This is a genomic window from uncultured Microscilla sp., from assembly GCF_947493425.1.
GTDB lineage: Bacteria > Bacteroidota > Bacteroidia > Cytophagales > Microscillaceae > Microscilla.
Window position 1 is genome coordinate 41,128 of the sequence record NZ_CANLRP010000025.1, and the last position, 26,505, is coordinate 67,632.

Below are 26,505 nucleotides of genomic sequence, written 5' to 3' on the forward strand. Positions count from 1 at the left end.
ATTCAACAAAATTTAATACCAAAAAAATGACTATTTCAAAAAAAATAATACTAACCCTTGCTTTTATTTTTAGCCTAGCGGTAAGCAGTTGGGCAAATGACAAAGAAAAGGCGGTAAAATCTAAAATAAAGGAGGTAACGGTGTTTTTGAATCGTGCTCAGGTCACCAATACCGCTCGTGTATATTTGTCAGCAGGCAAAACCCTATTGGTATTTGAAGGCTTGTCTACCAAACTTGCCAAGCAAAGCTTACAAGTATCAGCCAAAGGCAACCTCACCATTATGTCGGTCAAGCACCGCATCAATTACCTAAAAAGTTTTAGTAAGGCTCGCCGCATCAAACAGCTGGAAGACTCGCTGGAGTATTACCAAGACCGCATTGCCAGGGTAGGCATTGAAAAAGAGGTGTTGATGAGTGAAGAAAAGATGATTCTTGCCAATAAGAAAATTGGAGGGCAAAAAGGTGTTTCAGCAACCGAACTTGCCGAGATGGCTACTTTTTATCGCAAACGCTTGTCTGAAATTCGTTTTACTGTATTGCGTCACAACAAGGTTTTACGCAAGTACCGCCAACAAAAAAATAAAATTAAATACCAACTCCGTGTAGAAAACAAAAATGCCAACAAACCCACCAGTGAGGTAATGGTGACTGTGTCGGCAAAAAGTGCAGTCAATGGTGATTTTGAGCTAAACTATATTGTAATGAATGCAGGCTGGAGACCCATTTATGACTTGCGCGCCAAAGACAGTAAAAGCCCTATTCAATTGAGTTACAAAGCAGAGGTGTTTCAGAACACGGGCATCGACTGGAAAAATGTAGACATTACCCTCTCAACGGGCAACCCCAGCCAAAGTGGTTATAAGCCAGATTTGAACCCTTGGTATGTAAATATATATCAAGCGCAAGTATATTATAACAAGAGAGATGCATATAGGCGTAGAAGAGCTGCTGTAAAAGCTGAAAAAAAGGCATTATACGCTAAAAAAAGTGCTTTATCAGCCAAAAAGAGTTTTTCAAGAAAACCTGTAAGTACTACAGTGGCAGATTTTACCAAAGTAGTAGAGTCTACCTTTGCCACCAAGTTTGACATTTCTATACCTTATAGCATTCCGTCTAATGGCAAGCCGCAACTCGTGGATGTAAAAAGCCATACTTTGAAAACCATCTACAACCGTAGCGCAGTGCCTAAACTGGACAAAGACGCATTTTTGATGGCACGCTTGGTCGATTGGGAGAAGTTTAACCTGCTTTCGGGCAAAGCCAACATCTATTTTGAAGGAACTTTTGTAGGCGAAACCTACCTGAATGCCAATAATACCAAAGATACGCTGGCTATTTCGCTGGGGCGTGATAAGCGAATTATTATTGACCGTAAGCAAGTAAAGGAGTTTAGCAGCAAAAAGTTTTTTGGATCTAAAATAAAACAAATCTATGGCTATGAGATTATGGTGAGAAACACCAAAAACGAACAAGTGGAGTTGGTGATAGAAGAGCAGATTCCGGTATCTAAAAACAACAAGGTAACGGTAGAACTACTAGAAGCCAAAGGCGCCAAAGTAAACCCAACTACAGGTAAGGTGACCTGGAAACTGACCTTGCAACCCAAGCAATCTGCCAAGGTATTGCTCAAGTATAGCATTAAATACCCGAAGGGTAAACAAATTAGTTTTGGAGGGTAAAATAAGGAAGTAGCAAGTTTTAGCGGCAAGCTACAAGAGTAGCTTGCCGTTTTTTATGTCCTTTAGTCTAAATTAGTTAAGCAGTAGATAACTTCACTCAATAAAAGTGGTATCTGAGACTTATAGGAAAATAAGCAAAAAACTATAGGAGAATAATTTCAACCCATTGGTTTTCAAGATATTGTTAGATGCTTGTGTTTACGCAACAGCTAGCGACCAGCGACTGAACACTTTTACTAACAAATTCGTAATCCACTGAAAGTGAGTATACTATGAACTTGTTAGTTGCCTATGGAGCAAGGTGTACCTAGAACCTTTTCAGGGCTATAAACTATTGATACATTACATCAGACCTGAGTACATATTTTACCCCCTCAATTACAGGCAAGCCAGCGTGTATTACTCTATGCTCAAAAATCAAGGCAGTCCCTTGTTTGGGGACAAAGTTTATATCCATTTTCCGAAAAAACGTGTCTCCTCCTGTAAAGTCCTCATTCAAATAAATTAATAAAGTCAATAAACTGACCTCCTGAGCATTACGTCTAAAGTGCCCATCTTTGTGCTCCTTAAACTCTTGCCCTGGGCGGTATTTATAAAACCGAAAACGTTCGTTTAAACCTACTGCTTTTTTACCTTGCAAACGAGTGGGCAGCAAAGGTTGTAATTTCTGCCAAAGGCTTGCTGCCAGGTTATTGTCGTCAAACATTACCCGCTCATTGTTACGTACATTGGGCATCATTTCGGGGCCCCAAGGCGTGGTTACTGGTGCTGGTGCATACCCCACCTTTTCGGTAAAGTCAATGTAGTGTTCACATTCTTCTGGGGTAAACACATCGCTGATGGTAAATACTTTTTCGTGAAGTTGATCTACTTGCATTGTTTATTGTTTAAATGTTGTGAAAAATAACTTACTCGTTTGCTTGGTTATACCAAAGCAAAGACGAGTCGCCATAGCTCAAGAAACGATAATCTTTGGCTAAAGCTTCATTGTATATTTTTTCCCAATCGTTGCCCACAAAAGCCGCCACTAGTAAAATTAAAGTAGTTTTGGGCAAGTGATAATTGGTAATCAGGCCTTTACACATTTTAAACTCGTATCGGGGAAAAATAAATATTTCGGTAGCCCCCCAAAGTTTGCCCAATTCCTGGCGGTTCATATAATCTAAAATTGCCTGCAGAGCCTCTTGACGGGTAGGCAAAGAGACCTTTTCCCATTGATAAGGCAGAAGCTTGTCTATTTGAAAAGGAGTCCCAGGCAATAATTCATAACCTTCTTTAAGTAAGCGTACCCCTAGCCAATACACACTTTCAAGCACCCGCATAGAGGTTGTACCTACCGCTACTATATTGCCTGAGTGGTTGAGCAAGTTTTCTATATTTTGTTTATGTATCACCAACTGTTCAGAGTGCATGTCGTGCTCTATTGCGTTTTCAACCTTTACTGGCTGAAAAGTGCCTGCACTGACGTGTAAAGTCAAAAACTCGGTTTGCACCCCCTTGCCTTGCAGCTCGTTAATTACCTCTGGGGTAAAGTGCAAGCCAGCAGTAGGAGCCGCCACTGCTCCTTCAAACTTGGAATACACTGTTTGATACTGATCTGCATCTTTTTGGGTAGCTTTGCGGTTAAGGTAAGGAGGTAAGGGTAACTCGCCTATTGTAGCCAATACCTCGGCAAAACTCACCTGGTGGTTGTTCCATTCAAACCTTACCCACTGTTTTTCGGAGTCGATTAGCTCTGCCTTTAGCACCAATCCATTGGGCAATGTTTGCTCCAATACCAAACCTATGTTCCATTTTCTTTTGTTACCAATCATACAGTGCCAAGTGCATCCATTGCCTGTATGCATAGCAGCAGCTATTTCGTGAGGAGCTTCAGGTTTTAGCAAGAATACCTCAATCAAGGCACCCGTAGGTTTTTGAAAATACAACCTTGCCGGAATTACTTTGGTATTGTTAAACACCAACATAGTATCGGCGGGCAAGTGCTGTGGCAAATCATAAAAATGCTGATGCTGAATATTGCCCGATTGGTATACCAAAAGCTTAGATTGATCGCGTTGGGCTAAAGGAGTTTTGGCAATGCGCTCTTCTGGTAATGCATAATTATAATCGGTTAAATAAATCGGGGGTAAGTTATCAATGTTCTGATGGCTCATAATCAAAAAACAGTTTTTAGGCTTCAAAATTAGGGTAAAAAATGATATTTTTGTGTATAACCCACGCCAATAAATTTATGAAAACACCTCATCCATCCCATCTTCAAAACCTTGAGCAGGATATTCAATGGTTAGCCCAGATTATTCAGGCACGTTATGATTTTTTACAGGGAGGCAAAACTCAGCAAGTGAGTTATGTTCCTGTACGTTTTCAGGTAAAAACCCCTGAAGGCGACCGTTTATTTAAGGTAGAGCACCCAGTGGTTCATTTACAAGCGCCTGTTAAAGAAGTAGTCATTCCTGTTTATCAAGAAAATAAGGAAGATCTTATAAAAGTACCTCAGGATAAAAAAGAGTACTTTGCGGTGCTTAAAGTAGCCGCCACGGTACACCTTATTGCGCTTGATGCTGATAACGATTGGGCGCAAGTTTGGGTGCCCAACCAAGACACTGCTTACTTGATTGATCAAAATTTAATAGTGCAGGGCACTAACCAACAAGGTTTACAAGGCTGGGTAAAACTATCAGATACAAACATTCCATCGGGGTATCACCCTGACCTTACCGAAGAAGAATTTAATAAGGCTAAAAAGGATTGGGCACCTGAGCTACAAGCACTTATTACGGCAAATATACCATTGAGAAAGTCTTATTTGCAGTGGCAAGACTTTTATAATAATCAAAATGTACTGGCAGTGACTGTTCCTGAGTCTGTAGCTAAAAACTCAGTCTATGGAACTTTTATTGAGAACAATAAACTCACACTACCTGATCGATTGCTATTGATTTTGTTGTTGCTGCCCCATTTGCAACCAGGCAAATTAGAGGAAATGTTGAAAGACAAATTTTCGCCACTGGACATTGGTAATACTTACAACTCCGATTACCCAGGCATTATACCCAACGGTTTGATGTTTATATTTTTACTGGCGGGCAATCATATCGAGCGTCGCCTTGAGGTCATTGACTTTATGATGCAAGATAGTGTATTGCTCAATCAAGGCATTGTACAAATGGAGCAAGATTCGCCCAGTAGTCCGTTGATGAGTGGACGCTTGCGGCTGCACCCTGACTATGTCAAGCAGTTTGTGCTAAACCAGTCATAGGTGTATTTACCTTGATAGATTGACCCCAATTGTTGAATTGGGGTATTTAGGTTATACTTTTACCTTAGAAGGTACCCAACAAATACAGCAAAAAAGTATGCATACCTAAAAAACTGATTTACTTGAAAAAAATAAAATAAACATTTTGTTTAAATTTATGCTCGTAACGAATACAATTTAATTAGCTTTGAACAATCAAAAGCGATTGTATGAGTAACAAATACGACAAAATATTTAAAGAGAATATTGGCGAATATTTTTTGTCTTTGAGCAAGAAGCACTTGGGTATAGAGGTGGTAAGTAGCGAAGAACTCAAAGATAAATTGCAGACTACATTGGAGCGAGAGGCTGATTTTTTGAGAAAAATAACCACGTCAAAGGGCGAAAAAATGATCATTCAACTGGAGTTTCAAACTACCGACGAACAAGGGATGATAGAACGAATGCAGCTATATTTTGCTATGTTGCGACAAAAGTACCAGTTGCCTGTACGTCAGTTTGTGATTTATGTAGGGAGCAAGCCGCCCAAAATGCGTACTAGTTTGCAACCACAAGAAGTTTTTACTGGTTTTAAGCTGATTGACTTGCAGCAAGTAAGCTATGAGCAATGGCTTGATTCAAGCATACCCGAAGAAATGCTGCTTGCAGTACTAGGCGACTTTCAGCAGGTAGATGCTTTGGTAGTTTTGAAACAAATAATTTCAAAACTTACTAAACTAATTAATGATCCTGGTACGTTACAAAAATATATCAGGCAACTGACCACCCTTGCCCGATTAAGAAATTTAACAATTGAAACCCAAAAAACACTAAATTCTATGGCATTGACTTATGATATTGAAAGAGACGCTTTTTACCAAAAAGGAGTAAAAGAAGGTAGAGAAGAAGGCAAGAAAGAAGGATTGGCACAAGGCGTTGAGAAAGGAAGAAAAGAGAAAACAACAGAAATAGTGCTTGGTTTGATCAAATCTGGCAAGCTTACCTTGAGCGAAATAGCCCAACTTGTTAACATCAGCTTGGTACAAGTGCAAAAAATTGCTAATCAAAATAAATAAACCTTATGGTGATATGGCATTGACTTATGATATTGAAAAAGATGCTTTTTATCTAAAAGGAGTAAAAAAAGGTAAAGAAGAAGGATTGGCACAAGGTGTTGAGAAAGGAAGAAAAGAGAAGACAACAGAAATAGTGCTTGGTTTGATCAAATCTGGCAAGTTTACCTTGAGCGAAATAGCCCAACTTGCTAACATCAGCTTGGTACAAGTGCAAAAAATTGTGGGTAAATTATGATCACACAAACCCGACGTCTGATTACTTACCTAAAAATCTCTGGACACCCCCAAAATAGTATTATTTCGTCTTATGTAAAAGCCATTGATCAACTAGGTTCACAAGAAGACTTACAAGTACTGCTTGATTTGTTTTTGAAACAACCTGACAATTATAAGTACACTGATTTGCTTTACGCAATTAAAAGACGAGGCAATAAGGCAATGGCTAATGCATTAGTAAAGCATTGTTTTGATGATCAATTGTTATTGAAAAAAGGCATTACTGAAGAGGTATTGGATTGCATTACTTGGCTAGAGCACCCTCAAGCCGAAGCAATTCTTTGGCGTCATTTTCATCATAAAAAAACTGACTATTCTATACATCAGGCGGCTTGCATAGGTTTACTACATTTTGACTTAAGTGCCCACCAAGGGGTAATTCTGAAAGCAATTGAAGCTTGCATTGGCAAAAACTTATTTGACGAATTTGTACCTGCCTTGGTGTGCAAAGTAACCGATGTTGCCAAGCGCGACGAACTGGTAGAACGGCTTTATGAATCGGGTAGTACAGTTACTTCTACCGATTGTAACGGAGGTATTGTATTGGGGCTTGCTTTATCGTCTGGCAGAGGTGAAGAACTTTTCAAGAAATTGTTTTGGGACGAGTATTGGGAAGTACAAGGAGGTGGCACAGGTACTAATACCTTTGCTTATACGGGGTTGCAATACCTGCAAATAACCATACAAGATTTGTGCAGACAAATACAAGCAGACATAGACAGTGGGCAAGATGATCAACAAACCATTCATCAATTAAGGGTTTTAAGGGCTATGTTATCTTGTCGAATGAGGCGGCCTTACTCGCTTTTAAAGTTTTCTCCTGTGTTTACTGATAGTTTGTTGAATGTATATGCCAGTGTTTTTAGCTGGAGTACCCCACACAAAGACGACTCACTTGCTGGGTTGGCAAGCAAACTTACTCAAGGCAAGTTCAATTTTTATAAAGAAAAGATCGAACTTCAGCTAAAAATAGACAAGGAAATATTGGAAATAAGGTAATATCAAACAGTCTCTTCTTCTTTTTTTGTCGAGCTTGATGTACCAAGGTCTATCACTGTTGCTGCTTGTTTTTTTGCCTGCCTCCACCTGAACAATATCCAACCCAATAACCCAATGAATGCTACTGAAACAGCGATACCTATATTACGCCACAGGTTTCGTTTTTTAGTCATTTGCTCGATGAGCTTGTCTTTGCTGGCAAGCTGTAGTTTTTTCTCGTTTTGCTCAGTTTTAAATTTGTTCTGTAGAGACGATATTTGGGCAAAACTTTCGGAGCTAAACAACGAGTCTTTGATGCTGGCGTACCTTTGGTGATATTCATAAGCTCTTTGGTAGTTTTCACTTTGGGCATAAGCTTTAGCAGTGTACTCATAAGCTTCCTTTTCAAATTCTTTCACCCCTATTTCGGTGGCAATGCGTAATCCTCTGCGTAAATAGACCAAGGCTTGCTTTACATTCCCTCTACTTAGGTAGGTTTGCCCAATGCTATTGAGTGAAGCGGCTTCTCCTTTTTTATCTCCAATCTCTGCCTTTATCTTCAGCGATTGTGCGTGATAATCCAGTGATTTATCATAATTTTTAAGATTTTTGTGCACAATACCAATGTTGTTTAATGCAATAGCTTCACTGTTTTTGTCGTCGCTTTCCTGAAAAATTTTGAGAGCTCGTCCATAATAATCCAACGCTTTTTCAAATGCTTTGGCATCATCATAAATGGCACCTATATTATTGAGCGCCTGAGCTATCCCGTCTTCATTTTTACTTTCTTGGCTTACTTTTAATGATTGTTTGAAGTAAATCAGGGCTTTGTCATTTTTCTTAAGTTTTTTATATACAATACCCACATTATTGAGCGCAAGTTGTAGACTCCCCTTATCGTTGCGTTGTTCGTTGTGTTTCAGGGCTTTAAGGTAGTGTTCAAGGGCAAGGTCGTAGTCTGCTTGGGCGTAGTATACTGCTCCCAGGTAGCGCAAGGTTTCGTCTATACCTGGTCCACTATTCATTTCTTTGTAAATGACGTGTGCTTCCTGAAAGTTTTTTAGTGCTTTGCCATATTCTCCCTGATAATAATAAATCAAGCCAATGGCATTCATGGTATAAGCCACCCCTTTGCTCGATTTAGCACTTTGGTAATATTTAAGGGCTTGCAGGTAATACTCAAGGGCTTTTTTATAATTACTTTGATTTTTTTGTAAATCGCCCAAATCATTGAGACTATGTGCAATATACTCTTCATCCTTGAGTTTTTTGGCAATAGTATACTCTTCATTGGCGTACTTTGCGGCTGCTTCGGGGTCGTCCAGCGATAAGTAAAACACCAGGTTTTGTAAAACTTCTATCTTATCTTCTTCAGAGGTAGCTTTTGCCAATTGTTCTTGCCAGATAGCAACAGAGTCTTGTTGAGCATATAAGAGCCCAACATTGCCCATTACCAGCCAAATCACAAAAGCCCAGGCTCCTTTGTATGCTTGGAGAGAGGTTCGTGTCATTATATGTTTATCTGCTATTAATTCTATTATTCAAGTGTCACTATCGTCTGCCAATATGCAAAGGCAGATTTTTTTCACTTATGGTAAGTTTAGACTTTTTTTAAAAAATTACAAATAATTTGGTTAATTTGAGTGGTATAATCAAAAGCAACAAGTGATGAGCGACAAGATTCAAGTATTTATATATGTATAAAGTATAATTACCTAAACTTGCCGCCTGAAGCTTGATGCTTGGAGCTTAAAAAAGTAATAAAGTGGAAGAGAATAAAGAACACAAAGCAGACAATCGAAGGTCGGCACTCAAAAAAATTGCCATTGCTGGTACTGCGGCTATCTTTAGCCCTTCAATTTTGGTAGGAAAAGATTTAAGTGACCAATACAAAATGGTCATCAAAGGTGGTAGGGTATTTACCGAAGGAACCCTTAAATCGCTGGAAGTAGGCATTACCCAAGCGGGCAAAATTAAGCTAAGCCCTACTCCATTAGAAGCCCGCAAGGTAATCAACGCCTCAGGAAAAATTGTAAGCCCTGGATTTATCGATATTTTGGGAGATAACGCCAGCAACCCACGTCAGACTTACCGCTTGTTCGAAAAATACAAAGTAAGCGATGGGGTAACCACGGTATTGCAAATGCATGGGGGGGCTATGTTTCCCAAAAGTTTTCATAATACGTTTGACCGTTTGCCTCACTATACCAATTTTGGGGTGAGTATTTTCGTGATGCGTTTGCGCCTAAAGTATTCATTGGCACAGCGTTACCGTTATGTAGAGCAAGGACTAGAACAAGGAGCTTTGGCAGTAGCACACAGTATGGAGTACCAACCAGACACTACTTATGCCGAAGTATTGCAGTATGCCAAACTTGCCAAAAAATATGACCGCCCACTCTTTTTACATTTGCGTTATTCAGACGAAAAACGTGAGTTGGAAGGGGTGAAAGAAGCCATTCGGCTGGCTAAAGAATCTGGCGGTGCACGTGTACACATAGACCACCTGCACTCTACCGGAGGCACATTTAACATGGCTAAAGCTTTAGAGCTTATCCAAAATGCGAACAACATGGGGCTGGAAATCACCTGTTGTGTATACCCTTACAGTTATTGGGCAACCTATATTGTATCTAAGCGTTTTGCCCCAGGTTGGCGTAAGCGTTTTGGCATGACTTACACTGATTTGACGGTAGTAGGGACGGGTAAAAAGATTACTGCACAAACTTTTCCGCTGTACCGCAAACGTCATGGAGTATTGGTGGCGGTGCCCGAAGGTACCATGCCTTTTGAGAAAACGATTAACCTGGCGTTGCAAACCGATTTTTGCATGATAGGTTCTGATGGAGGCATACAAAGTGCACCCAGAGCCAATAATCATCCCAGAGGAGCAGGTTGTTTTGCTACGGCTGTTCGTCATGGCATGGACATAGGCATGAGTCTCGAAAAGGTGCTCGACAAAGTGACTACCTTACCTGGACGTTTGATGCGCCCTTCTATGAATGATAGGGCAGTGTTGAAAGATGGCAACATAGCCGATGTAACCGTATTTGACCCTAAAACGATTCGGGGAAAAGCCAGTGTAGCAAATCCTAACCAGTTTTCAGAAGGCATAGATACTGTGATTGTCAATGGCGAGGTTGCTTACCAAAACAAAAAATTGCTGAAGTCGGCAGGGAAGCCTATTTACTATGGTAAATAAATTGCTATGTAGGCAATAAGTATTGGTAACGAACTACCAAAATGAGTTGTGACTGAATAACTTATATTTAATGGTTTTTAAGTAACAAGTCAAAATTAAATATGACTAATGGGTAAGTATAACTGTCATCCTATGAGAAAGTTATACTTACTTGTAGCACCGATATGCATCGGTATCTAAGGACTTATAGCTAATTACACCGATTATCTAAGACTTGCTGCTACTTAGTTACTTATAACAATACACCTAAAACTTACTTTACACATGGATTATCAAACTGTAGCTACCAAGGTCAGAGAGTTTATAACTTTTAAAGACCAAATAGATAAAATGAAACAGGAGCTTGTTGAGCTTGAACAAAATCCACCTAAACTTACCAACGACACTGTAACCTGGGAAGAAGCAGTGGCTTATGCTGAAGGAAAAAAAGCCCACGAAGCCCGTATTAAAGAGGTACGCATGGGCATACAAACCAGGGCTGAGCTTACCAATGGACGTGAGCAAGAAATAGGTAAATTATTGCCTATTCAGGATCACTACATCCTGTTTAAGATAATGGTCAACAATGAAGAGCAAACCTTTAAGATTGGTTATTTCCCTAATAGTTATGGGTTTAGAATGGAACGAGTAGCCAATACTCCTCCATCAGCAACACAAGCGACTAATACCGAGACCTCGGCTTAAAAAATAAAGGCACTGGAGTAAAGTTTGTGTGAACATTACTTTGGTGCTTTTCTTCTTTATTATTACCTACAACTAATCAATCTTTTGAACGCTTATGATTCCTAAGATTCAGACATGATGATCTTAAACTCAACATTTGATAAAATTATCAATAGCCGTTTTTTAGGTAGCTCAGTGTTACAATATGCTATATTCTTGGCTTACCTTATTGGAGGTATTTTATTGGGCAGGTTGTTATACTTTTTTCTTAAAAAATATGCCCGTAGAGTGACTGCCAAAACCAAGTCTACCATAGACGATATGATTGTAGACCTTATTGAGGAACCCTTGGTAGCAGTGGTGGTGGTTATAGGGTTTTATTTTGGGTATCATCAATTACACCTTCCTTCTAAAGTATATAATTTTTTTACCCATACTACCAACAGTTTTTTTACTATAGCAGTTGCTTGGTTTGTTATCCGGTTGGTAGACAAGGTCTTGGCTAGTTACAAGCGATCATCTTCTTTAGAAGACAAAAATGAGCTGTATGACCATGTGTTGCCGCTTTCGCGGAAAATTATTCGTTTTACTTTAATTTTAGTTACAGCCATTATCATTGTCAACAACTTTGGTTATAATGTAACCTCATTGGTAGCAAGCTTGGGCATTGGTGGGTTGGCAGTGGCATTGGCAGCACAAGAGGTCTTAAAAAATATATTTGGCGGAGTGAGCATCATTACCGACCGCCCTTTTAAGCTAGGCGACTATGTATCAATTAACGACTTTGAAGGTACTATAGAAGAAATAGGACTGAGGTCTATCCGGCTTAAAACTTATGAAGGTTACTACGTTACGATGCCTAATCACTTGATTACCGAAACATCTATCAAAAACTACAATCGTTATAAGGTTACTCGCCTTATTTTTATCATTGGCTTGACGTATAGTATGACCGATCGGCAGATTATTACAGCAAAAAAACTAGTAGAAGAATCACTTAATCAAACCAAAAGGGTAGTCAAAAACACCTATGAAATAGAGTTTATTAATTTCAATGACTTTTCATTGGATCTTTATATTGCTTGCGATGTAGCGTGCAACATTCCCCCCTTGCGGAGAAAGGTGCAAGACTCTATTAACATGAAAATAAAACAGGCTTTTGATAAGGAAGGCATCGAGATTGCGTTTCCTACTCAGACTGTAGAGTGGAAACGAAGCAACTAATCGAATAATGGATACGTTGAGCAGTTGTACCTGATTGTTACCAAGTTTTTTCTTGATAATGTCAAATGGTGATTATTGTCGGCACTTGAGGCAATGACTTTAAATATTTGTAGACTTTAGACCAGTTTCTATATTTAAACGTTTTATTATTAAGTTGTACCTTTATCCAATAATACCCAAAATATCGACTACTACTTTAAATGTTATTTATCTATTAAAAAATAATGAAGTTTAACACACAAATACTCCCCCGATTTACCAAAACCATAAGCTTGCTTATTTTAGTCTTTTTTGCGTTGCCATCATCTGCCCAGTATGTATCGCCAGTATATACTGTAGACAGCGACTATGATGGTGTGCCCAATGTGCGTGACAAGTGCCCAACCACTCCCGAACTTATTGAAAATTATGAGTTGGCGCAAGCAGTAACTGTCAAAGGCAAAAAAGTAGTGGTGGTGTTTAGAAATGTAAGAAAAAACTTTGAGATACGCCGACGTAAGTTGCTTATCAAAAAAAGTCGTTGGCTCAAACGAATGCGTAAAGCCGATGAAACAACCAATCCAACAAAAAGTACGATCCTCAGCAAAATCAGAGACTTGGATAGCTTAATTAAGCGCCCATCTATATATGAGGCAAAAGTTACCATTAATGGAAAAATAGAAAACTTTACCATTCCTATTGATGTAGATGAGTTTGGTTGCTTACCTGATGCAGATGGCGATGGTATACCAAATATTGTGGATAAGTGCCCTGATAAGCCTGGGATAAAAAAATTAAAAGGTTGCCCCCCAGCCAAAAAGAAAGACCGTGATGGAGATGGTATTATTGATGAAGATGATCTGTGCCCTGATAAGCCTGGGCCTAAAAAGAACAAAGGTTGTCCCGAAATTCTGAAAAAAGAAGAAGAAGAAATTCTAAAAAAAGCCAGTAAGGTTTTATTTGCTTTTTCAAAAGCAGAGATTAAAACTGTATCGTTCCCTATACTAGACGAGGTAGTCCGATTGCTTAAAAAGTATCCTAAATCTAATATTCACTTAGAAGGGCACACCGATAATGTGGGCAAAGACCAAAGCAACCTGATATTGTCAAAAAACCGTGCTGCCTCAGTAAGGCAATACTTTATAAATAAAGGCATTAATGCCAGTCGTATTACTAGTATAGGTCATGGCGAACAACGCCCTATAGATACCAATACTACTGCCAAAGGACGGCAAAATAACCGGAGGGTAGATATGGTGATGTTTTTTGGCAAACGTACTACCAAAATTATTAAGAAGAATTAGATTACTAAACTATTCTAATATATAGATGAGAAACCTAATGAATTCGTTCGTTAGGTTTTTTTATTGAAATAGGAGGGTAACCTCAGTATGAGAGGTGTTTAAACGATACAATCATCAAGGTATTCTACCAACTAAAATAGTATTTTACCGTATCAAATAAGTAGCGTATTAACCATCCTACTTTTTGAAAAATATAATTATCTACCCCCTATGAACCTAATCACATCTCAACTAAACTTGTTGTTCGAAGGACGAAAAGTTTTAGTTTATGAGCTTCCCCAAGGCGAATTTCCCTCTCCTACATTAGTCAAGGTATTGAAGAACCCACATCCTACCCCCGAAGAATTGTCCCAGTTTTATAATGAGTACAGGGTTGCTCAAACACTCAATGAGCATGAGGTTATGTTAAATGATATAGAGGGAGTGCGGAAGGTATATAAAAAAGGCAGCATTGACCAAAAGCCTGCTTTGTTTTTAGAACACATTATAGGTACAACACTTGCCGAAATAATCAGAGAAAAAAAGCAGTTCAACATTATAGACTTTCTCAATACGGCGATTGAACTTACCCATATCGTGGGGCGCATTCATCACTTTCATGTCATTCACCGTGACATTACCCCTAATAATATTATATTGGGTAAAACACAAAAGCCTGTTATTATAGATTTTGGGCTTGCAACTGAATTGTCTGGACAAACCTTTTTTATTGGTAATCAAACTCTGGAAGGTACTATAGCCTACATTTCCCCAGAACAAACCGGACGCATGAACCGCCGGATAGACCATCGCTCCGATTTATATTCTCTAGGCATCGTGTTTTACGAAATGCTCACAGGTACTTTACCGTTCAATAGTAATGATAAAATAGAGCTGGTACATGCTCACCTTGCAATACCCCCTATTCCTCCCGAAGAAGTAGTACCTTCTATTCCTCCCATCATTTCTCAAATCATATTAAAACTACTGTCCAAAAATGTAGAATACCGTTACCAGTCAGCCTATGGGTTGCGTGCCGACCTTACCGAAGTAGCCTACTACTTAAAGTCTCAACCCAACACCTCAGTAAGTTTTAACATAGCGCAAAAAGATCGTTCAGGGATATTACAAATACCAGAAAAACTATATGGTCGTAAAAAAGAGTTAAACCTACTGATACAAGCTTATGACCGGGTAGCAAAAGGTGCCAATGAATTGTTGTTGGTATCGGGAGAGTCGGGGGTAGGTAAATCCAATCTTATCCATGAGCTTTATCCTGACATTGCCCAGAAAAACGGTCTTTTTATTGAAGGAAAGTATGACCAGTTTCAGCAGCAAAAGCCCTATTCTGCCATTACTCAGGCGTTTAATGCCTTGTTTCAGTATTTGGTAACTTTACCTGCAATTGAGCTCAAACGCTGGCAAAAAACTATTCAAAATGCTGTAGGTAACAATGGACGTTTACTTACAGATGTGATGCCCGATTTGGAGCTAATTATTGGGCAACAACCACCAGTAAGTCGCATTGATGGACAAGAAGCGCAAAACAGGTTTCAGCGAGTAGTTCAAACCTTTATCAAAGATATCTCGCGTAAAGAAAACCCTTTGGTGTTGTTTCTCGACGACTTGCAATGGGCTGATGCCTCTTCGCTACAACTTTTGCAGACCATGCTTAACCAAAATGATAATCAGTATTTTTTGGCAATAGGTGCCTATCGTAGCAATGAAGTGCACGAGTCCCATCCGTTTAATATTACACTGCACAACTTAAAACAAGCCAATGAAGCGGTTATTCATGAGTTAGCTCTACAAAATCTTACACAACAACACATAGAAGAGTTGTTAAAAGATTCTTTATACTTTGACGATGTCCAGCAATTATATCAACTGGCGGAACTCATTTTTATAAAAACCCAAGGCAATGCTTTTTTTGTCAACCAGTTTTTAAAATCATTGTATGAAGAGCTGTTGCTTACATTTAGTTTTAAAAAACAAGTGTGGGAGTGGGACATATCAAAAATAAAAGAGCAGAATATTACCGATAATGTGGTAACATTGATGACCCAAAAGATCAACACCTTGCCTGTAAGTACCTGTCAAGTACTTCAAGTAGCCGCTTGCTTGGGCAGTACTTTTAGCTTGCAAATGATTAGCCTGGTACAACAGTCTTCTTCGGTGCACGTGTTTAAGGCGCTATGGTTGGCAGTTACTGCAGGGTATATTTACCCACTAGACGAAAACTATCAACAGTTTCAGGGCGAATCGACAGAAAAAAGCAACAACGAAAAGCATACTCAATTCAAATTTGCGCACGATCGTATAGAGCAAGCCACTTACAATTTACAAACCCTTGAGGAACGGGAAAACACCCATTGGCAAATAGCACAGTTACTGTATACAAAGCATCAAAATAACCCTGCGTATATATTTTCTTTGGTCAACCACTTCAATAAAGCATTGCGTCTGGTAAAGCAAGAGAATCAGCAAGTGTTAGTGGCAAACTTGAACAAGCAAGCAGCCGAAAAAGCCCATAAAACCAACGCTTATGAGTCGGCTTTGGGCTACTATACTACAGTTATGCAACTACTTGATGTCAAAGTATGGGATAACTATGGCTTTGCTTTTAGTTTATATACCCAATATGCTGAATGTACTTATCTTACAGGTGATTTTGACACGGTTCGTCAGGTGTATAGTCAATTGTTGGCACAGCCCTTAACCCAACTTGACAAGACCAGGGTGCATTATGTTTTGTCTCGTTTGTTACTTACTGAAGGGGAAGTGGAAAAAGCGCAAAGTGAAATACTGAAAGCCTTGGATTTATTAGGAGTACGTTATCCTAAAACGACGGATGAGTCTGAGGTTTTTTTGGAAAAAGAATATCAGGAGGTAAACAATCACTACCAACACCTGAGAGAAGACATTATTATAAATCGTCCTTTGATTCAGTCAGAAAAAGACGACTTGTTGCTCAGCATTTTCGAAACTTTAGGCAATATTAATTATATACTAGGGGAAACAGCTTTTAGTATTTGGGCAGGACTAAGACTCACAAATATTACTTTACAAAAAGGGAATAATAAACAGTCTTCCTACGCTTTTATTGTCTTTGGTATTTATTGCATCATTTACTTAAAAGACAGTCTAAAGGGATATAAAATAGGGCGACTAGCTTTAAAAATCTCAGATAAAATTGATCATCAAGGACAACAAGCTACTGCACATTATGTGTTTGGTTCGAGTATTTTGCATTGGGTATCTCATCAAAGAAAAAACCTGAAGTACCAGCAAAAAGCCATACAGTATGGGTTGGAAGGGGGCAACAATATGGTGACAGCTTATGCTATGTTTTCTTTGTTGCAAGAGTTGCTGCTCACAGGTACTCACCTGGAGGAGGTGAAAAATGAACATGATAAACTGTTGCCTGTGCTCAAAAAAATAAATCCGTATACTTATCAACTCAATGTAATTCCTACCATTTTTCAACCACTTAAACAATTGTTGGGCGAAACCCAATCTACTCAATCGTTTGATGACGCTGGGTTTAATGAAAAAAAATTTTTATCTGAGTGTAGTACCAACGGTGTAGCTCAGTTTTATACTGCCAAAGCAAGGAATCTATACATCTTTGGGCATTTCGAACAAGGAGCCACACTTGCTAAACACTACGACCTGTTTTTTCAAAGTGTGCCTACCCTTATCAACCTGGTGGAGGGGGTATATTATGTGGCATTACACCTATTGGCTGTATATTCCAAACAAAGCATTCAACAGCAACAGCAAGACTTAGTTATTATCAATAAAGCATTGATACAACTAGAAAAATGGGCAATAAACGCACCTATGAATTTTAATGCTCGGTATTTGTTAGTGCTGGCAGAAAAAACTTACCAAGTAGATCATCAAGACTTTAAGGCAGTAGATTTGTATGAACAAGCCATTGCTGAAGCACATCGTACCGAGTTTCTTTACCTTGAAGCCATTGCCCATGAGCGTATTGCTCAGTTTTGGCTTGCCCATAAGAAAGACAGCTATGCTAAGCTTCATATTCAGCAAGCATACCAACTATATAAAGCCTGGGGTGCTAAAGCCAAAGTAAGGCAATTGGGGGAGATATTCCCCTACTTTTTATCAAGGAAGAAAAACAAGCATTCACTCTCTACCCAGGAGAAGGTAGTCAAAGAAAACCAATATACTACGTTCAGAAGCTCTACCAATGGAGGTACTTTAGACCTTCATACTATCTTAAAATCGTCAACGGCACTGATGAAAGAGGTACACCTGGAAGCATTGCTTGAGCAAATGATTAAGATAGTGGCCGAAAGTGCAGGAGCACAAAAAGTATATATCATTGAAAACAATCAGGAAAGTTTGGTGGTAAGAATGAAAGGTGAAATGGCGGTACAAATAGGCAGACCAGACTTTGGCGACATACAAGTAACTGCTCTCAGTACTCCTTTGGAGCAGAGTACTGAGGTGCCCATTTCTTTGATTAATTATGTGCATCGCCTAAGGTCGGATATGGTAATAGCCAACGCCAATGAAGAAAAACTCTTGCGAAAAGATACTTATATACGCAAGCATCGCCCTAAGTCATTGTTATGTTACCCTATATTAAGAAAAGAACGAGTAAGCCTTATATTTTATCTGGAAAACAACCTTGCCATTGGTGCATTTACTCCTGAACGGTTAGAGATACTAGGGGTACTGTCGTCACAAATAAATGTATCTTTAGAGAATGCATTGCTTTATGAAAACCTGGAAGAGAAAGTCAAGGAACGGACAGAACAACTTAGAAGCAAAAATCGTGAAATGTCTGTACAGTCAGAAATACTTAAAGACATGTATCAACAGTTGCAAAAACACAACAAAGATGTAACTGCAAGCATCAATTATGCACTGAGAATACAAGAGTCTATGTTGCCTAAAGTAAAACACATTAAAAAACAACTGCCTGAGCTTTTTCTAATGTACCGCCCCCGTGATATTGTATCAGGTGATTTTTATTGGTACGGCGAAAAAAACGGACAAGTGATTATTGCAGCCATTGACTGTACCGGCCACGGAGTACCAGGGGCGTTTATGAGTATGTTGGGACATGGCATATTGAACCAAGTTGTGTACACAAAAAAAATTACCGATCCTGGAGCCATTCTTAGTTCGTTGCATTTGGGTATATTGACTGCGCTCAGACAACGTGAAACTGACAATCGGGATGGAATGGATATGACCATTTGTGTTATTGACAAACAAAATAAGGTGTTGAAGTTTGCCGGAGCTAAAAACCCTTTGCATATTATTCAGGACAATGAGCTTACCGAAATAAAAGGAAACATTATGCCTATAGGTGGCGTTTGGCGCAGAATAGAAAAACGAGAATTCAATACTGTCGTATTTCCCTTAGATAAGCCCACCACTGTCTACATTCACTCTGATGGCTACCAAGACCAGCTTGGAGGACCAGACGAATACCCTAAAAAATTTATGAAACGAACCTTCAAGCAATTATTGTTTTCTATTCACCAAAAACCAATGGAAGAGCAACAGCAAATACTGGAAGAAACCTTGGATAATTGGATAGGAGATTTACATTCTCAAACAGATGATATATTGCTGATTGGATTTCGCATTACCCCAGATATGTTGGCATAATACTAGTAGTAATGAGGGGAGTTTGAAAGCCCGATGATTAATAAAACCCCTGATGAAAGCGAAACAACTATTACCTGTGTATTTACTATGTATAACTCTTTGGTTTACAGGTTGTGAACACAAAGCATCGTTGCAAAGTACATACAATGAAAAAAACCTAGAGGCCGACTTGCTTGCCATAGAGAAAACCAAACAAGCAAGCAAAGAGGACTTAAAACTATTGTCGGTATACATACTATACAACAAAATTATAGATCAACAAATTGGTTCAGAAACTTATGCCGATTTGCTGCTTGCTGCCAAGACCACCAAAAGAAAAAAAATAAAACCCTTTCAGGTGATATTTAGTCGTTTAGAACGTGCTGAGTATGATGAAGTACTGGGTAATGCCTTGGCTATATCAGCCGCTGATTCTTCGTTACATAACAAGAGAAAAGAGTTTAAGAAACTAGACGAAAACTTTGCCCGTGAACAGGATAAGATTTTGAGAGAAATGGAGGCCAATAAAAAAAGTGAGTCAGAAAAAAGGCGAGAGTTCTCGAATAACCTGGAGGAAGAAAACCTTGGAATGCCTGTCAAAGTAGCTGAAAAAACCAGAAAGGCATTGAAAGTAACATTGATAGAAAAAAAAGTAGCAAAGAAAACGGAGTCTTATGCTTATGTATTGTATACTTTTGAACTTAAAAACACCACCTCGAAAAAAATGAAGGCTTTGACTGGAAAAGTAGATGTGCTGGATAACAATATAGACTTGGTGACGAGTGTGTTGATAGAGTGTAACCAAGAGGTTGACGCAGCTCAAGCAATCCAATGGAAATACGAAGTCCGTTACCCTGTATTGTCTCAGGTATACAAAAAGCTAAAAGACTTGCCTAAACCTCAAGTGGTGTGGAATCCACAAAAAATATTTTTTGCTGATGGCACGATTTGGCAGTAATTAGTCTACCTGTTTACAACTTGCAATCTTTTAAAGCATCACCTATATTTGGCTATGATTGCGCCTCACTTGGATGTTTTTGCTGTACTTATATTTTTAGGAGTTATACAAGCCCTGTTTCTTGCTTTACAATGCCTTTTTGGGCAGCCTCGCCTAGAGCCCTCCAATCGTTTTTTGGCGTTTAACCTGCTGGCAAATGCAGCTACTTTACTCGAGATTTTTTTGTGCTACAGCGGATACATCATTTATACATTACACTACTATGACGTGTCCGAACCTTTTAACTTTGTATACGCCCCATTGTTGTGGCTCTATCTCAGAACCTATTTAAACCAAAGCACCCCTCAAAAATGGTATTTACATTTTATCCCATTTTTGTTTTATATCTTATACTGCACCTTATTTTTTATACAGTCAGCTGCCTATAAATACAATGCATTTTTGTATGCTTACCATCCTGATTTGCCCCACATACACTCTACAACTATATGGACTACCGACCCATTGGGTATCAAAGCTCACATTAATACCGTCTCTATTTTATTCAATGGAGTGTATTATTATCTCATCATTCGTTTTATCATACAATATACCAAACAACATCAACTCTCTTTTTTTAAACCCTTGCCAAACAAACGTTTACGTTGGGTTCGTACCCTCTTTATTTTGTCTGCGTTTAGCTATATACATTGGGCATACCGCACTTTTTTTGTGCTACGCGATTTGCAAGACTATACCAGCGCTGCGCTCAGTGCAGTAATCATTTACTATATGAGTTTTATGTTGATGCAGCATCCCGAAGTATTTAGAAGAAGAAAGCAAAACAATGCCCCAAAATACGCTAAATCGGGATTGAGTGAATCGGAAAAAGAAATCATTCTTACTCAATTGACTCAACTTATGCAAAATGAAAAACTATACCGTGATAACTTGATTTCTTTGCCGCAATTGGCAAAAAAACTAGCCGTACCCAGCCATAGCATTTCGCAAGTATTGAATGAACAACTCCATAAAAACTTTTTTGGCTTTTTGGCCGATTACCGTGTGCAAGAAGCCAAGGAATTGTTGAGCAACCCAGCATTAAACCACTTGACTATAGAAGAAATAGCCACTAGGGTAGGTTATAATTCAAAGTCGGCATTTAATAATGTTTTCAAAAAGATTACCCACACCACCCCATCAGTCTACAGAAAAAATACATCTAAATAGATCCTGTTTATCAGGCACTTACAAAAGAAAAGGCTTTTTTGTGCCATTTTCTACTCCCTTTTTAGGTTTGGTTGGTCTTACCTATGAATACCAACAATAACATTATGAACACTTAAAGCATTGAAAAAAAACAGACAAGCCTACTCCTTTTTTAAGGTGGGTTTGTCTATTCAATGAAACACTAATTAAACACTGTGAACAATTAATAACCAAGTCTGCAAAACCTGACTTTTTTGAAAGAACTTACACTATGAATACCTAAAAAAACAGACAAGCCTACTCCTTTTTTAAGGTGGGTTTGTCTATCAAATGAAACACTAATCAAACACTGTGAACAATTAATAACCAAGTCTGCAAAACCTGACTTTTTTGAAAGAACTTACACTATGAATACCTAAAAAAACAGACAAGCCTACTCCTTTTTTAAGGTGGGTTTGTCTATTCAATGAAACACTAATCAAACACTGTGAACAATTAATAACCAAGTCTGCAAAACCTGACTTTTTTGAAAGAACTTACACTATGAATACCTAAAAAAACAGACAAGCCTACTCCTTTTTTAAGGTGGGTTTGTCTATTCAATGAAACACTAATCAAACACTGTGAACAATTAATAACCAAGTCTGCAAAACCTGACTTTTTTGAAAGAACTTACACTATGAATACCTAAAAAAACAGACAAGCCTACTCCTTTTTTAAGGTGGGTTTGTCTATCAAATGAAACACTAATCAAATACTATAACTATCAATTATTAAAATCAATTTTGTAACTATGATGCACTGTGAAAAAAACTAAACAATAAGCAAAAACAAGTCACTTATCGTTGATGGTGGCTTGTTTTAAACCAACAAATTGAATGAACTACGAATACTAACAAAATTGAAAACACTATGAACACCAGGTCAATACACCAATACCGATTGACCATTTGTAATTACCCAAAATATTTGAGGAAGAATAAATTCCATCAGGCAAAACAGCCTTGACTACAGGGCTGTATTATCTAAACTAAATCGTTGATCAGTTTATGTGTTAGCTTATATTAAAAAGAGCTACAAAACCGACTAATTGAAAACCTACACTAAACACGTTGTCTGTGAGAACGTGTTTTTTTACTTTAGAAACCCTCCAAAATGTACTTGCCTGTGGGCAAAAATGCCTTTCTGAGCCTTAAACAAGTATTTTATTTTTACAACGCCTACCTTTGGGTACTTGATTTAATTTATGTATACCCATGAAAAACAACCTTAAAACAACCTTTGATCAATCTCCTAAAAATGCTTGGTGGTGGGTGTTAATAGCCCTCTTTGCTGTTAAACTTTTTATTCACCTTTGGGCAGGCAATCAATATGGGTTTCACCGCGATGAGTTGCTCTACCTTGTACAAGGCCACCATCTAAGCTTTGGCTACATGGAAGTACCACCAGTAACCGCCTGGCTTGGTAGATTGGCTCGCACTATAGGCGGTGATAGTTTGCTTACCATACGTATCCTTACAGCACTGGCTGGTTTATGTACGTTATGGCTTACTGTACAATTTGTGCGAAAACTGGGGGGGAGCTTATTTGCCCAAGTGCTTGCCGTTGTATGCATACTTGCCAGCCCAGCTTTTTACCGTCACCACACCCTGTTTCAGCCTGTGGTATTCGACCAGTTATGCTGGTTATTGGTATATTATTTTTTACTCCATTATTTACTCAGCCATCAACCCCGTTATTTGGTATGGATGGGGGTAGCGGCAGGCATAGGCATGCTTACTAAATACAATATGCTGTTTTGTGCAGGGGGCATTGTGTTGGCAATGTTTGTTTCCAACCACCGTAAGCTCATTACGAGCCCGTGGGCTTGGGCAGCTTTGGGGGGTGCGGGTGTCATTGTATTACCCAATATTTTTTGGCAATACCAACATGATTTTCCCGTAATGGATCATTTCAAGGGTTTGTATAAAAAACAACTTCAGGGAGTGACTACTGGCGATTTTCTATTGGCTCAACTCCGCATGCACCAATACATTACTGCTCCAGTATGGTTGTTGGGTTTATGGTATTTTTTGCAACAAAAACATTTACGTTGGTTAGGTGGAGCGTACCTTGCCACTTTGGGTTTGTTTATGCTTGCCCAAGGACAAGCTTATTATTTCAATGGTGTTTATCCTTTGATGTTTGCAGGTGGAGCAGTGTTTATTGCCCGGCAAATAGAAAACATCAAGGCAAAGCGTATTGTTCGCCCGATGTTGGTATTGACTATCTTTGCTTTTGGTGTGGTAGTCATGCCTTATGGCACCCCTTTTCTAACAATAGATCAATTCATTAAATATACTCAGACACTCAATATCAACCCTATTACCCCATTGCCCAATGGCAGGGTACAAAACCTGACCAATGATTATGCAGACATGTTTGGTTGGCGCGAGCAAGTACAAGTAGTAGCAGGTGCTTATTCCAAGCTTAGTAAAGCCGAACAAGCACACTGTTTGATTTGGGGCGAAAACTATGGAGAAGCAGGCGCACTTCATTATTTGGGCAAAGAGTATGGGTTGCCTCCTGCTATATCAGTGCATGGTAGTTTTTACTTATGGGGGGCAGGCAATCCAAATGCCCAGCTTGCCATTACAGTGGGGCTTTCGCCCAAAGATATGCGTGAATTGTTTGAAGAAGTCATCCTGATACAAACTTTTGAACACCCCTATGCTATAGACGAAGAACACAATATTCCCATATTGCTATGTCGAAGACCCAAGCAACCCTTGGGCACGTATTGGCAAAAATGGAGGAAATACGTATTTAGTTAATCAGTCACTTGGGTTGCTTACAGCATAACTTTTCACCCTTCATACTTCATGTATTGGGGTGTTTTTAGCTTTAGGAGATATTCCTTACATAAATCAGTAGAGCTAATTTTAACAATTTTGTGTTAAAGCTGTAATGTTATGTAACTTTAAGCATAATCAATCAAAATACAATGAAACAACAAACGACAGTAAGTATACTAGGCTGTGGCTGGCTGGGTTTACCTCTGGCTGAGCACCTCATTGCACAGGGTTACCAGGTAAAAGGCTCTACTACCCAAACCTCTAAACTTGATTTGCTCCATCAAAAAGGCGTTGAGGCATTTTTGGTAAAACTTACGCCTGACTTGGAAGCAGACAAAATAGATCAGTTTTTGGATACAGAGACCCTTGTAATTAATATTCCGCCTGGAGTGCGTACACAAGGAGAAGATTTTCATCCTGCTCAAATCAAAACCCTAGAGCCATTCATTGGACAAGCGCCTTTAAAAAATATCATTTATGTAAGTTCTACATCGGTATACCCTAATGTAAACCGGATGGTAGACGAGACCGAGCCTTTAGGCAATACCGATGGTTCGGTAGATGGGGTGCGAGGTTTGTACGTAAACCGTGCTTTGCTCAAAGCTGAACAGATGATCAAAGGGTTGGAAGCTAAAAATGTAACCATTTTGAGACCAGGGGGACTGATAGGAGAGGATCGGGTGCCAGGGAAATATGTTGCAGGAAAAAAAGGCATTACCACTGGAGGTGTGCCCGTAAACTATATACATCCGGTAGACCTGGTACGCATGATCACGCAAGTGATACAACAAAATGCCTGGGGAGAAGTTTTTAACGTTGTAACTCCCGAACATCCTACTCGTCGTGAAGTATACACCCAAAACATTGAAATGTTTGGACTGGAAGCACCTGAATACACAGAGGGTTCGCCTGATTTTAAGATTATTGATGGAACAAAAATAATAGAAACTTTAAATTATAAGTTTGAATATCCCAATCCCCTTGAGTTTCGTTATAACCTATAAGACGTATAAATATTAATGTAATAAAGTGTAATTTATAAATAAGACACCTGACATAATGAAGCAAGTTACTTTAAGTATAATGTTAACTTTGGTGGGTATTACTTTTGGATTTGGGCAAAGCATTCCTTCTGGATACAAAGTACTTCCCGAAGAGTTTAACATTCATTATAAGATTCATAAACAAAGTGCCGGCAAAACCAAAAAAGTAATTATCAACCAGTTTGTCACTTTTCATGTATGGGTATATACCGACAAAGACTCGTTGATAAGAACCACCTACCCTCACAGACCCGCCATTAAAGAAATTTCTACCGAAGAATATAAATACGCTGACCGAGGGTATATGACCGAAATGCTGCTAAAGCTGTCTACTGGCGATAGTGCTACCTTCCGTATGTCGGCCGATTTTCTGTTTAGAACCATTAAGCGCAAGCGACCTAAGTTTTTAAAACCCAACGACTACATCAAGTATGTAATCAAGGTGTTGAACGTACAACCACACGAAGAGGTGCTACACGATAAAGAAGCCAAGGTTTTTCAGCAGAGACAAAAAGATGAAAAAATTATCAGTGCTTACCTCAAGGGTAAAAAGTTTCCTAAAGCCCTCAAAAAAACCTACGCTGGGGTATATTATTATTTTACTAAAGAAGGCAAAGGCGACTTTCCTGTAAAGGGCGATGTGGTCATGTTAAAATATAAAACCATGTTTTTGGATGGTAAAGTGTGGCGTACTTCTAAGATGGATGGTAGGGTGTTTGACTTTCCGGTGGGGCATAAATACGTGATACCAGGGTTTGATCAAGTACTGTTATTGATGCGTGAAGGCACCAAAGGACATTTTATTATGCCCTCTTATTTATGTTATGGCGAAAATGGGTTTTATGGTATTCCTCCTCATACCATCCTTAAGTTTGACATAGAGTTTCTGGCGATCAAATCGCGTAAACAGATTATACACCGTTCGAAGGATGCCGCTACCAAAAAGAAGAAAAAAGGAGCTGACCCCAATGCAAGACGTAGGGTAACTTTAACCAAAAAACAAGCTGACCTTATCAATAAACAAAATGGAGTGGGGCTTACTAAAAAGCAGCAAAAAATGATTAACAAACACTTTAATAAAAATAAGGGCAACCGACGAAAAAAAGACAGAAGGTAATTTTAGTTTTCCTTATAACAACACACTCAAGACAAGCAAACGCTTGTCTTGAGGTGCTTGTGTGCCTGGCATGCAATATCACTTGGTGGTTCAAGTCCACTACGCGCCCATTAGCGGGAAGCGTTAGCCAAAA

18 protein-coding genes are annotated in these 26,505 nt (G+C 38.9%); 15 read left to right on the top strand and 3 right to left on the bottom strand.

Going from position 1 to position 26,505, the window contains the following annotated elements; genetic code table 11:
- The first annotated feature begins 26 nt into the window (after nt 1-26).
- Nucleotides 27-1,679, top strand: a complete 1,653-nt coding sequence (locus Q0954_RS09325) for a DUF4139 domain-containing protein (RefSeq protein ID WP_299456134.1) — start codon at nt 27-29, stop codon at nt 1,677-1,679.
- Between the two features lie 331 nt (nt 1,680-2,010).
- Here the strand turns inward: Q0954_RS09325 and Q0954_RS09330 are convergent, their stop codons facing one another.
- Together Q0954_RS09330 and Q0954_RS09335 are read right to left on the bottom strand one after the other, a co-directional pair.
- The gene (locus Q0954_RS09330) at nt 2,011-2,556 is read right to left on the bottom strand and encodes a 2OG-Fe(II) oxygenase (protein ID WP_299456135.1); all 546 of its coding nucleotides are present in this window, start codon (nt 2,554-2,556) and stop codon (nt 2,011-2,013) included.
- Between the two features lie 31 nt (nt 2,557-2,587).
- Entirely contained in the window at nt 2,588-3,835 is a 1,248-nt protein-coding gene (locus tag Q0954_RS09335; RefSeq protein WP_299456137.1) for an S-adenosylmethionine:tRNA ribosyltransferase-isomerase, read from the bottom strand.
- Nucleotides 3,836-3,912: 77 nt separating this feature from the next.
- On the opposite strand from Q0954_RS09335, the gene Q0954_RS09340 reads away from it, so the two are divergent.
- From Q0954_RS09340 to Q0954_RS09355, 4 genes are all read left to right on the top strand, one after another.
- Nucleotides 3,913-4,941 carry a hypothetical protein gene (locus Q0954_RS09340; protein WP_299456139.1) on the top strand — a complete coding sequence of 343 codons (1,029 nt, stop codon included), beginning with the start codon at nt 3,913-3,915 and terminating at the stop codon, nt 4,939-4,941.
- Between the two features lie 209 nt (nt 4,942-5,150).
- The gene (locus tag Q0954_RS09345; protein WP_299456141.1) at nt 5,151-5,996 is read left to right on the top strand and encodes a hypothetical protein; all 846 of its coding nucleotides are present in this window, start codon (nt 5,151-5,153) and stop codon (nt 5,994-5,996) included.
- 13 nt (nt 5,997-6,009) lie between these two features.
- Entirely contained in the window at nt 6,010-6,231 is a 222-nt protein-coding gene (locus Q0954_RS09350; protein WP_299456143.1) for a hypothetical protein, read from the top strand.
- Complete coding sequence (locus tag Q0954_RS09355) at nt 6,228-7,271, top strand: hypothetical protein (protein ID WP_299456145.1); 1,044 nt, start codon at nt 6,228-6,230, stop codon at nt 7,269-7,271. The genes Q0954_RS09350 and Q0954_RS09355 overlap by 4 nt, the downstream gene beginning before the upstream one ends.
- A gap of 2 nt (nt 7,272-7,273) precedes the next feature.
- On the opposite strand, the gene Q0954_RS09360 is transcribed toward Q0954_RS09355, so the two are convergent.
- Nucleotides 7,274-8,761, bottom strand: a complete 1,488-nt coding sequence (locus Q0954_RS09360; RefSeq protein ID WP_299456147.1) for a tetratricopeptide repeat protein — start codon at nt 8,759-8,761, stop codon at nt 7,274-7,276.
- A 254-nt stretch (nt 8,762-9,015) separates the two neighbouring features.
- Between Q0954_RS09360 and Q0954_RS09365 the strand changes: the two genes are divergently transcribed.
- The 10 genes from Q0954_RS09365 (at nt 9,016) to Q0954_RS09410 (ending at nt 26,372) form a co-directional block, all read left to right on the top strand.
- Nucleotides 9,016-10,452 (top strand): amidohydrolase family protein, encoded by a 1,437-nt coding sequence (locus Q0954_RS09365; RefSeq protein WP_299456148.1) that lies wholly within the window; start codon nt 9,016-9,018, stop codon nt 10,450-10,452.
- 264 nt (nt 10,453-10,716) lie between these two features.
- The gene (locus Q0954_RS09370; protein ID WP_299456149.1) at nt 10,717-11,136 is read left to right on the top strand and encodes a hypothetical protein; all 420 of its coding nucleotides are present in this window, start codon (nt 10,717-10,719) and stop codon (nt 11,134-11,136) included.
- A 114-nt stretch (nt 11,137-11,250) separates the two neighbouring features.
- The gene (locus Q0954_RS09375; RefSeq protein ID WP_299456151.1) at nt 11,251-12,339 is read left to right on the top strand and encodes a mechanosensitive ion channel family protein; all 1,089 of its coding nucleotides are present in this window, start codon (nt 11,251-11,253) and stop codon (nt 12,337-12,339) included.
- A gap of 224 nt (nt 12,340-12,563) precedes the next feature.
- The gene (locus tag Q0954_RS09380; protein ID WP_299456152.1) at nt 12,564-13,622 is read left to right on the top strand and encodes an OmpA family protein; all 1,059 of its coding nucleotides are present in this window, start codon (nt 12,564-12,566) and stop codon (nt 13,620-13,622) included.
- 210 nt (nt 13,623-13,832) lie between these two features.
- Entirely contained in the window at nt 13,833-19,253 is a 5,421-nt protein-coding gene (locus tag Q0954_RS09385) for an AAA family ATPase (protein ID WP_299456153.1), read from the top strand.
- A 52-nt stretch (nt 19,254-19,305) separates the two neighbouring features.
- Nucleotides 19,306-20,190 (top strand): hypothetical protein, encoded by an 885-nt coding sequence (locus tag Q0954_RS09390; RefSeq protein WP_299456154.1) that lies wholly within the window; start codon nt 19,306-19,308, stop codon nt 20,188-20,190.
- A gap of 54 nt (nt 20,191-20,244) precedes the next feature.
- The gene (locus Q0954_RS09395) at nt 20,245-21,399 is read left to right on the top strand and encodes an AraC family transcriptional regulator (RefSeq protein ID WP_299456162.1); all 1,155 of its coding nucleotides are present in this window, start codon (nt 20,245-20,247) and stop codon (nt 21,397-21,399) included.
- A gap of 1,235 nt (nt 21,400-22,634) precedes the next feature.
- A complete protein-coding gene (locus tag Q0954_RS09400) occupies nt 22,635-24,191 on the top strand; it encodes a glycosyltransferase family 39 protein (protein WP_299456156.1) in 1,557 nt (518 codons plus the stop codon).
- 170 nt (nt 24,192-24,361) lie between these two features.
- A complete protein-coding gene (locus tag Q0954_RS09405) occupies nt 24,362-25,216 on the top strand; it encodes an SDR family oxidoreductase (protein ID WP_299456158.1) in 855 nt (284 codons plus the stop codon).
- A 55-nt stretch (nt 25,217-25,271) separates the two neighbouring features.
- Nucleotides 25,272-26,372, top strand: coding sequence for an FKBP-type peptidyl-prolyl cis-trans isomerase (locus Q0954_RS09410; RefSeq protein ID WP_299456160.1), 1,101 nt, complete (start codon nt 25,272-25,274; stop codon nt 26,370-26,372).
- Nucleotides 26,373-26,505: the final 133 nt, after the last annotated feature.

Excerpts from the sequence above, each read along its gene's own strand:
- Q0954_RS09325 (WP_299456134.1), top strand. The coding sequence starts at position 27 with ATGACTATTTCAAAAAAAATAATACTAACCCTTGCTTTTATTTTTAGC.
- Q0954_RS09330 (WP_299456135.1), bottom strand. The coding sequence starts at position 2,556 with ATGCAAGTAGATCAACTTCACGAAAAAGTATTTACCATCAGCGATGTG.
- Q0954_RS09335 (WP_299456137.1), bottom strand. The coding sequence starts at position 3,835 with ATGAGCCATCAGAACATTGATAACTTACCCCCGATTTATTTAACCGAT.
- Q0954_RS09340 (WP_299456139.1), top strand. The coding sequence starts at position 3,913 with ATGAAAACACCTCATCCATCCCATCTTCAAAACCTTGAGCAGGATATT.
- Q0954_RS09345 (WP_299456141.1), top strand. The coding sequence starts at position 5,151 with ATGAGTAACAAATACGACAAAATATTTAAAGAGAATATTGGCGAATAT.
- Q0954_RS09350 (WP_299456143.1), top strand. The coding sequence starts at position 6,010 with ATGGCATTGACTTATGATATTGAAAAAGATGCTTTTTATCTAAAAGGA.
- Q0954_RS09355 (WP_299456145.1), top strand. The coding sequence starts at position 6,228 with ATGATCACACAAACCCGACGTCTGATTACTTACCTAAAAATCTCTGGA.
- Q0954_RS09360 (WP_299456147.1), bottom strand. The coding sequence starts at position 8,761 with ATGACACGAACCTCTCTCCAAGCATACAAAGGAGCCTGGGCTTTTGTG.
- Q0954_RS09370 (WP_299456149.1), top strand. The coding sequence starts at position 10,717 with ATGGATTATCAAACTGTAGCTACCAAGGTCAGAGAGTTTATAACTTTT.
- Q0954_RS09375 (WP_299456151.1), top strand. The coding sequence starts at position 11,251 with ATGATGATCTTAAACTCAACATTTGATAAAATTATCAATAGCCGTTTT.
- Q0954_RS09380 (WP_299456152.1), top strand. The coding sequence starts at position 12,564 with ATGAAGTTTAACACACAAATACTCCCCCGATTTACCAAAACCATAAGC.
- Q0954_RS09385 (WP_299456153.1), top strand. The coding sequence starts at position 13,833 with ATGAACCTAATCACATCTCAACTAAACTTGTTGTTCGAAGGACGAAAA.
- Q0954_RS09390 (WP_299456154.1), top strand. The coding sequence starts at position 19,306 with ATGAAAGCGAAACAACTATTACCTGTGTATTTACTATGTATAACTCTT.
- Q0954_RS09395 (WP_299456162.1), top strand. The coding sequence starts at position 20,245 with ATGATTGCGCCTCACTTGGATGTTTTTGCTGTACTTATATTTTTAGGA.
- Q0954_RS09400 (WP_299456156.1), top strand. The coding sequence starts at position 22,635 with ATGAAAAACAACCTTAAAACAACCTTTGATCAATCTCCTAAAAATGCT.
- Q0954_RS09405 (WP_299456158.1), top strand. The coding sequence starts at position 24,362 with ATGAAACAACAAACGACAGTAAGTATACTAGGCTGTGGCTGGCTGGGT.
- Q0954_RS09410 (WP_299456160.1), top strand. The coding sequence starts at position 25,272 with ATGAAGCAAGTTACTTTAAGTATAATGTTAACTTTGGTGGGTATTACT.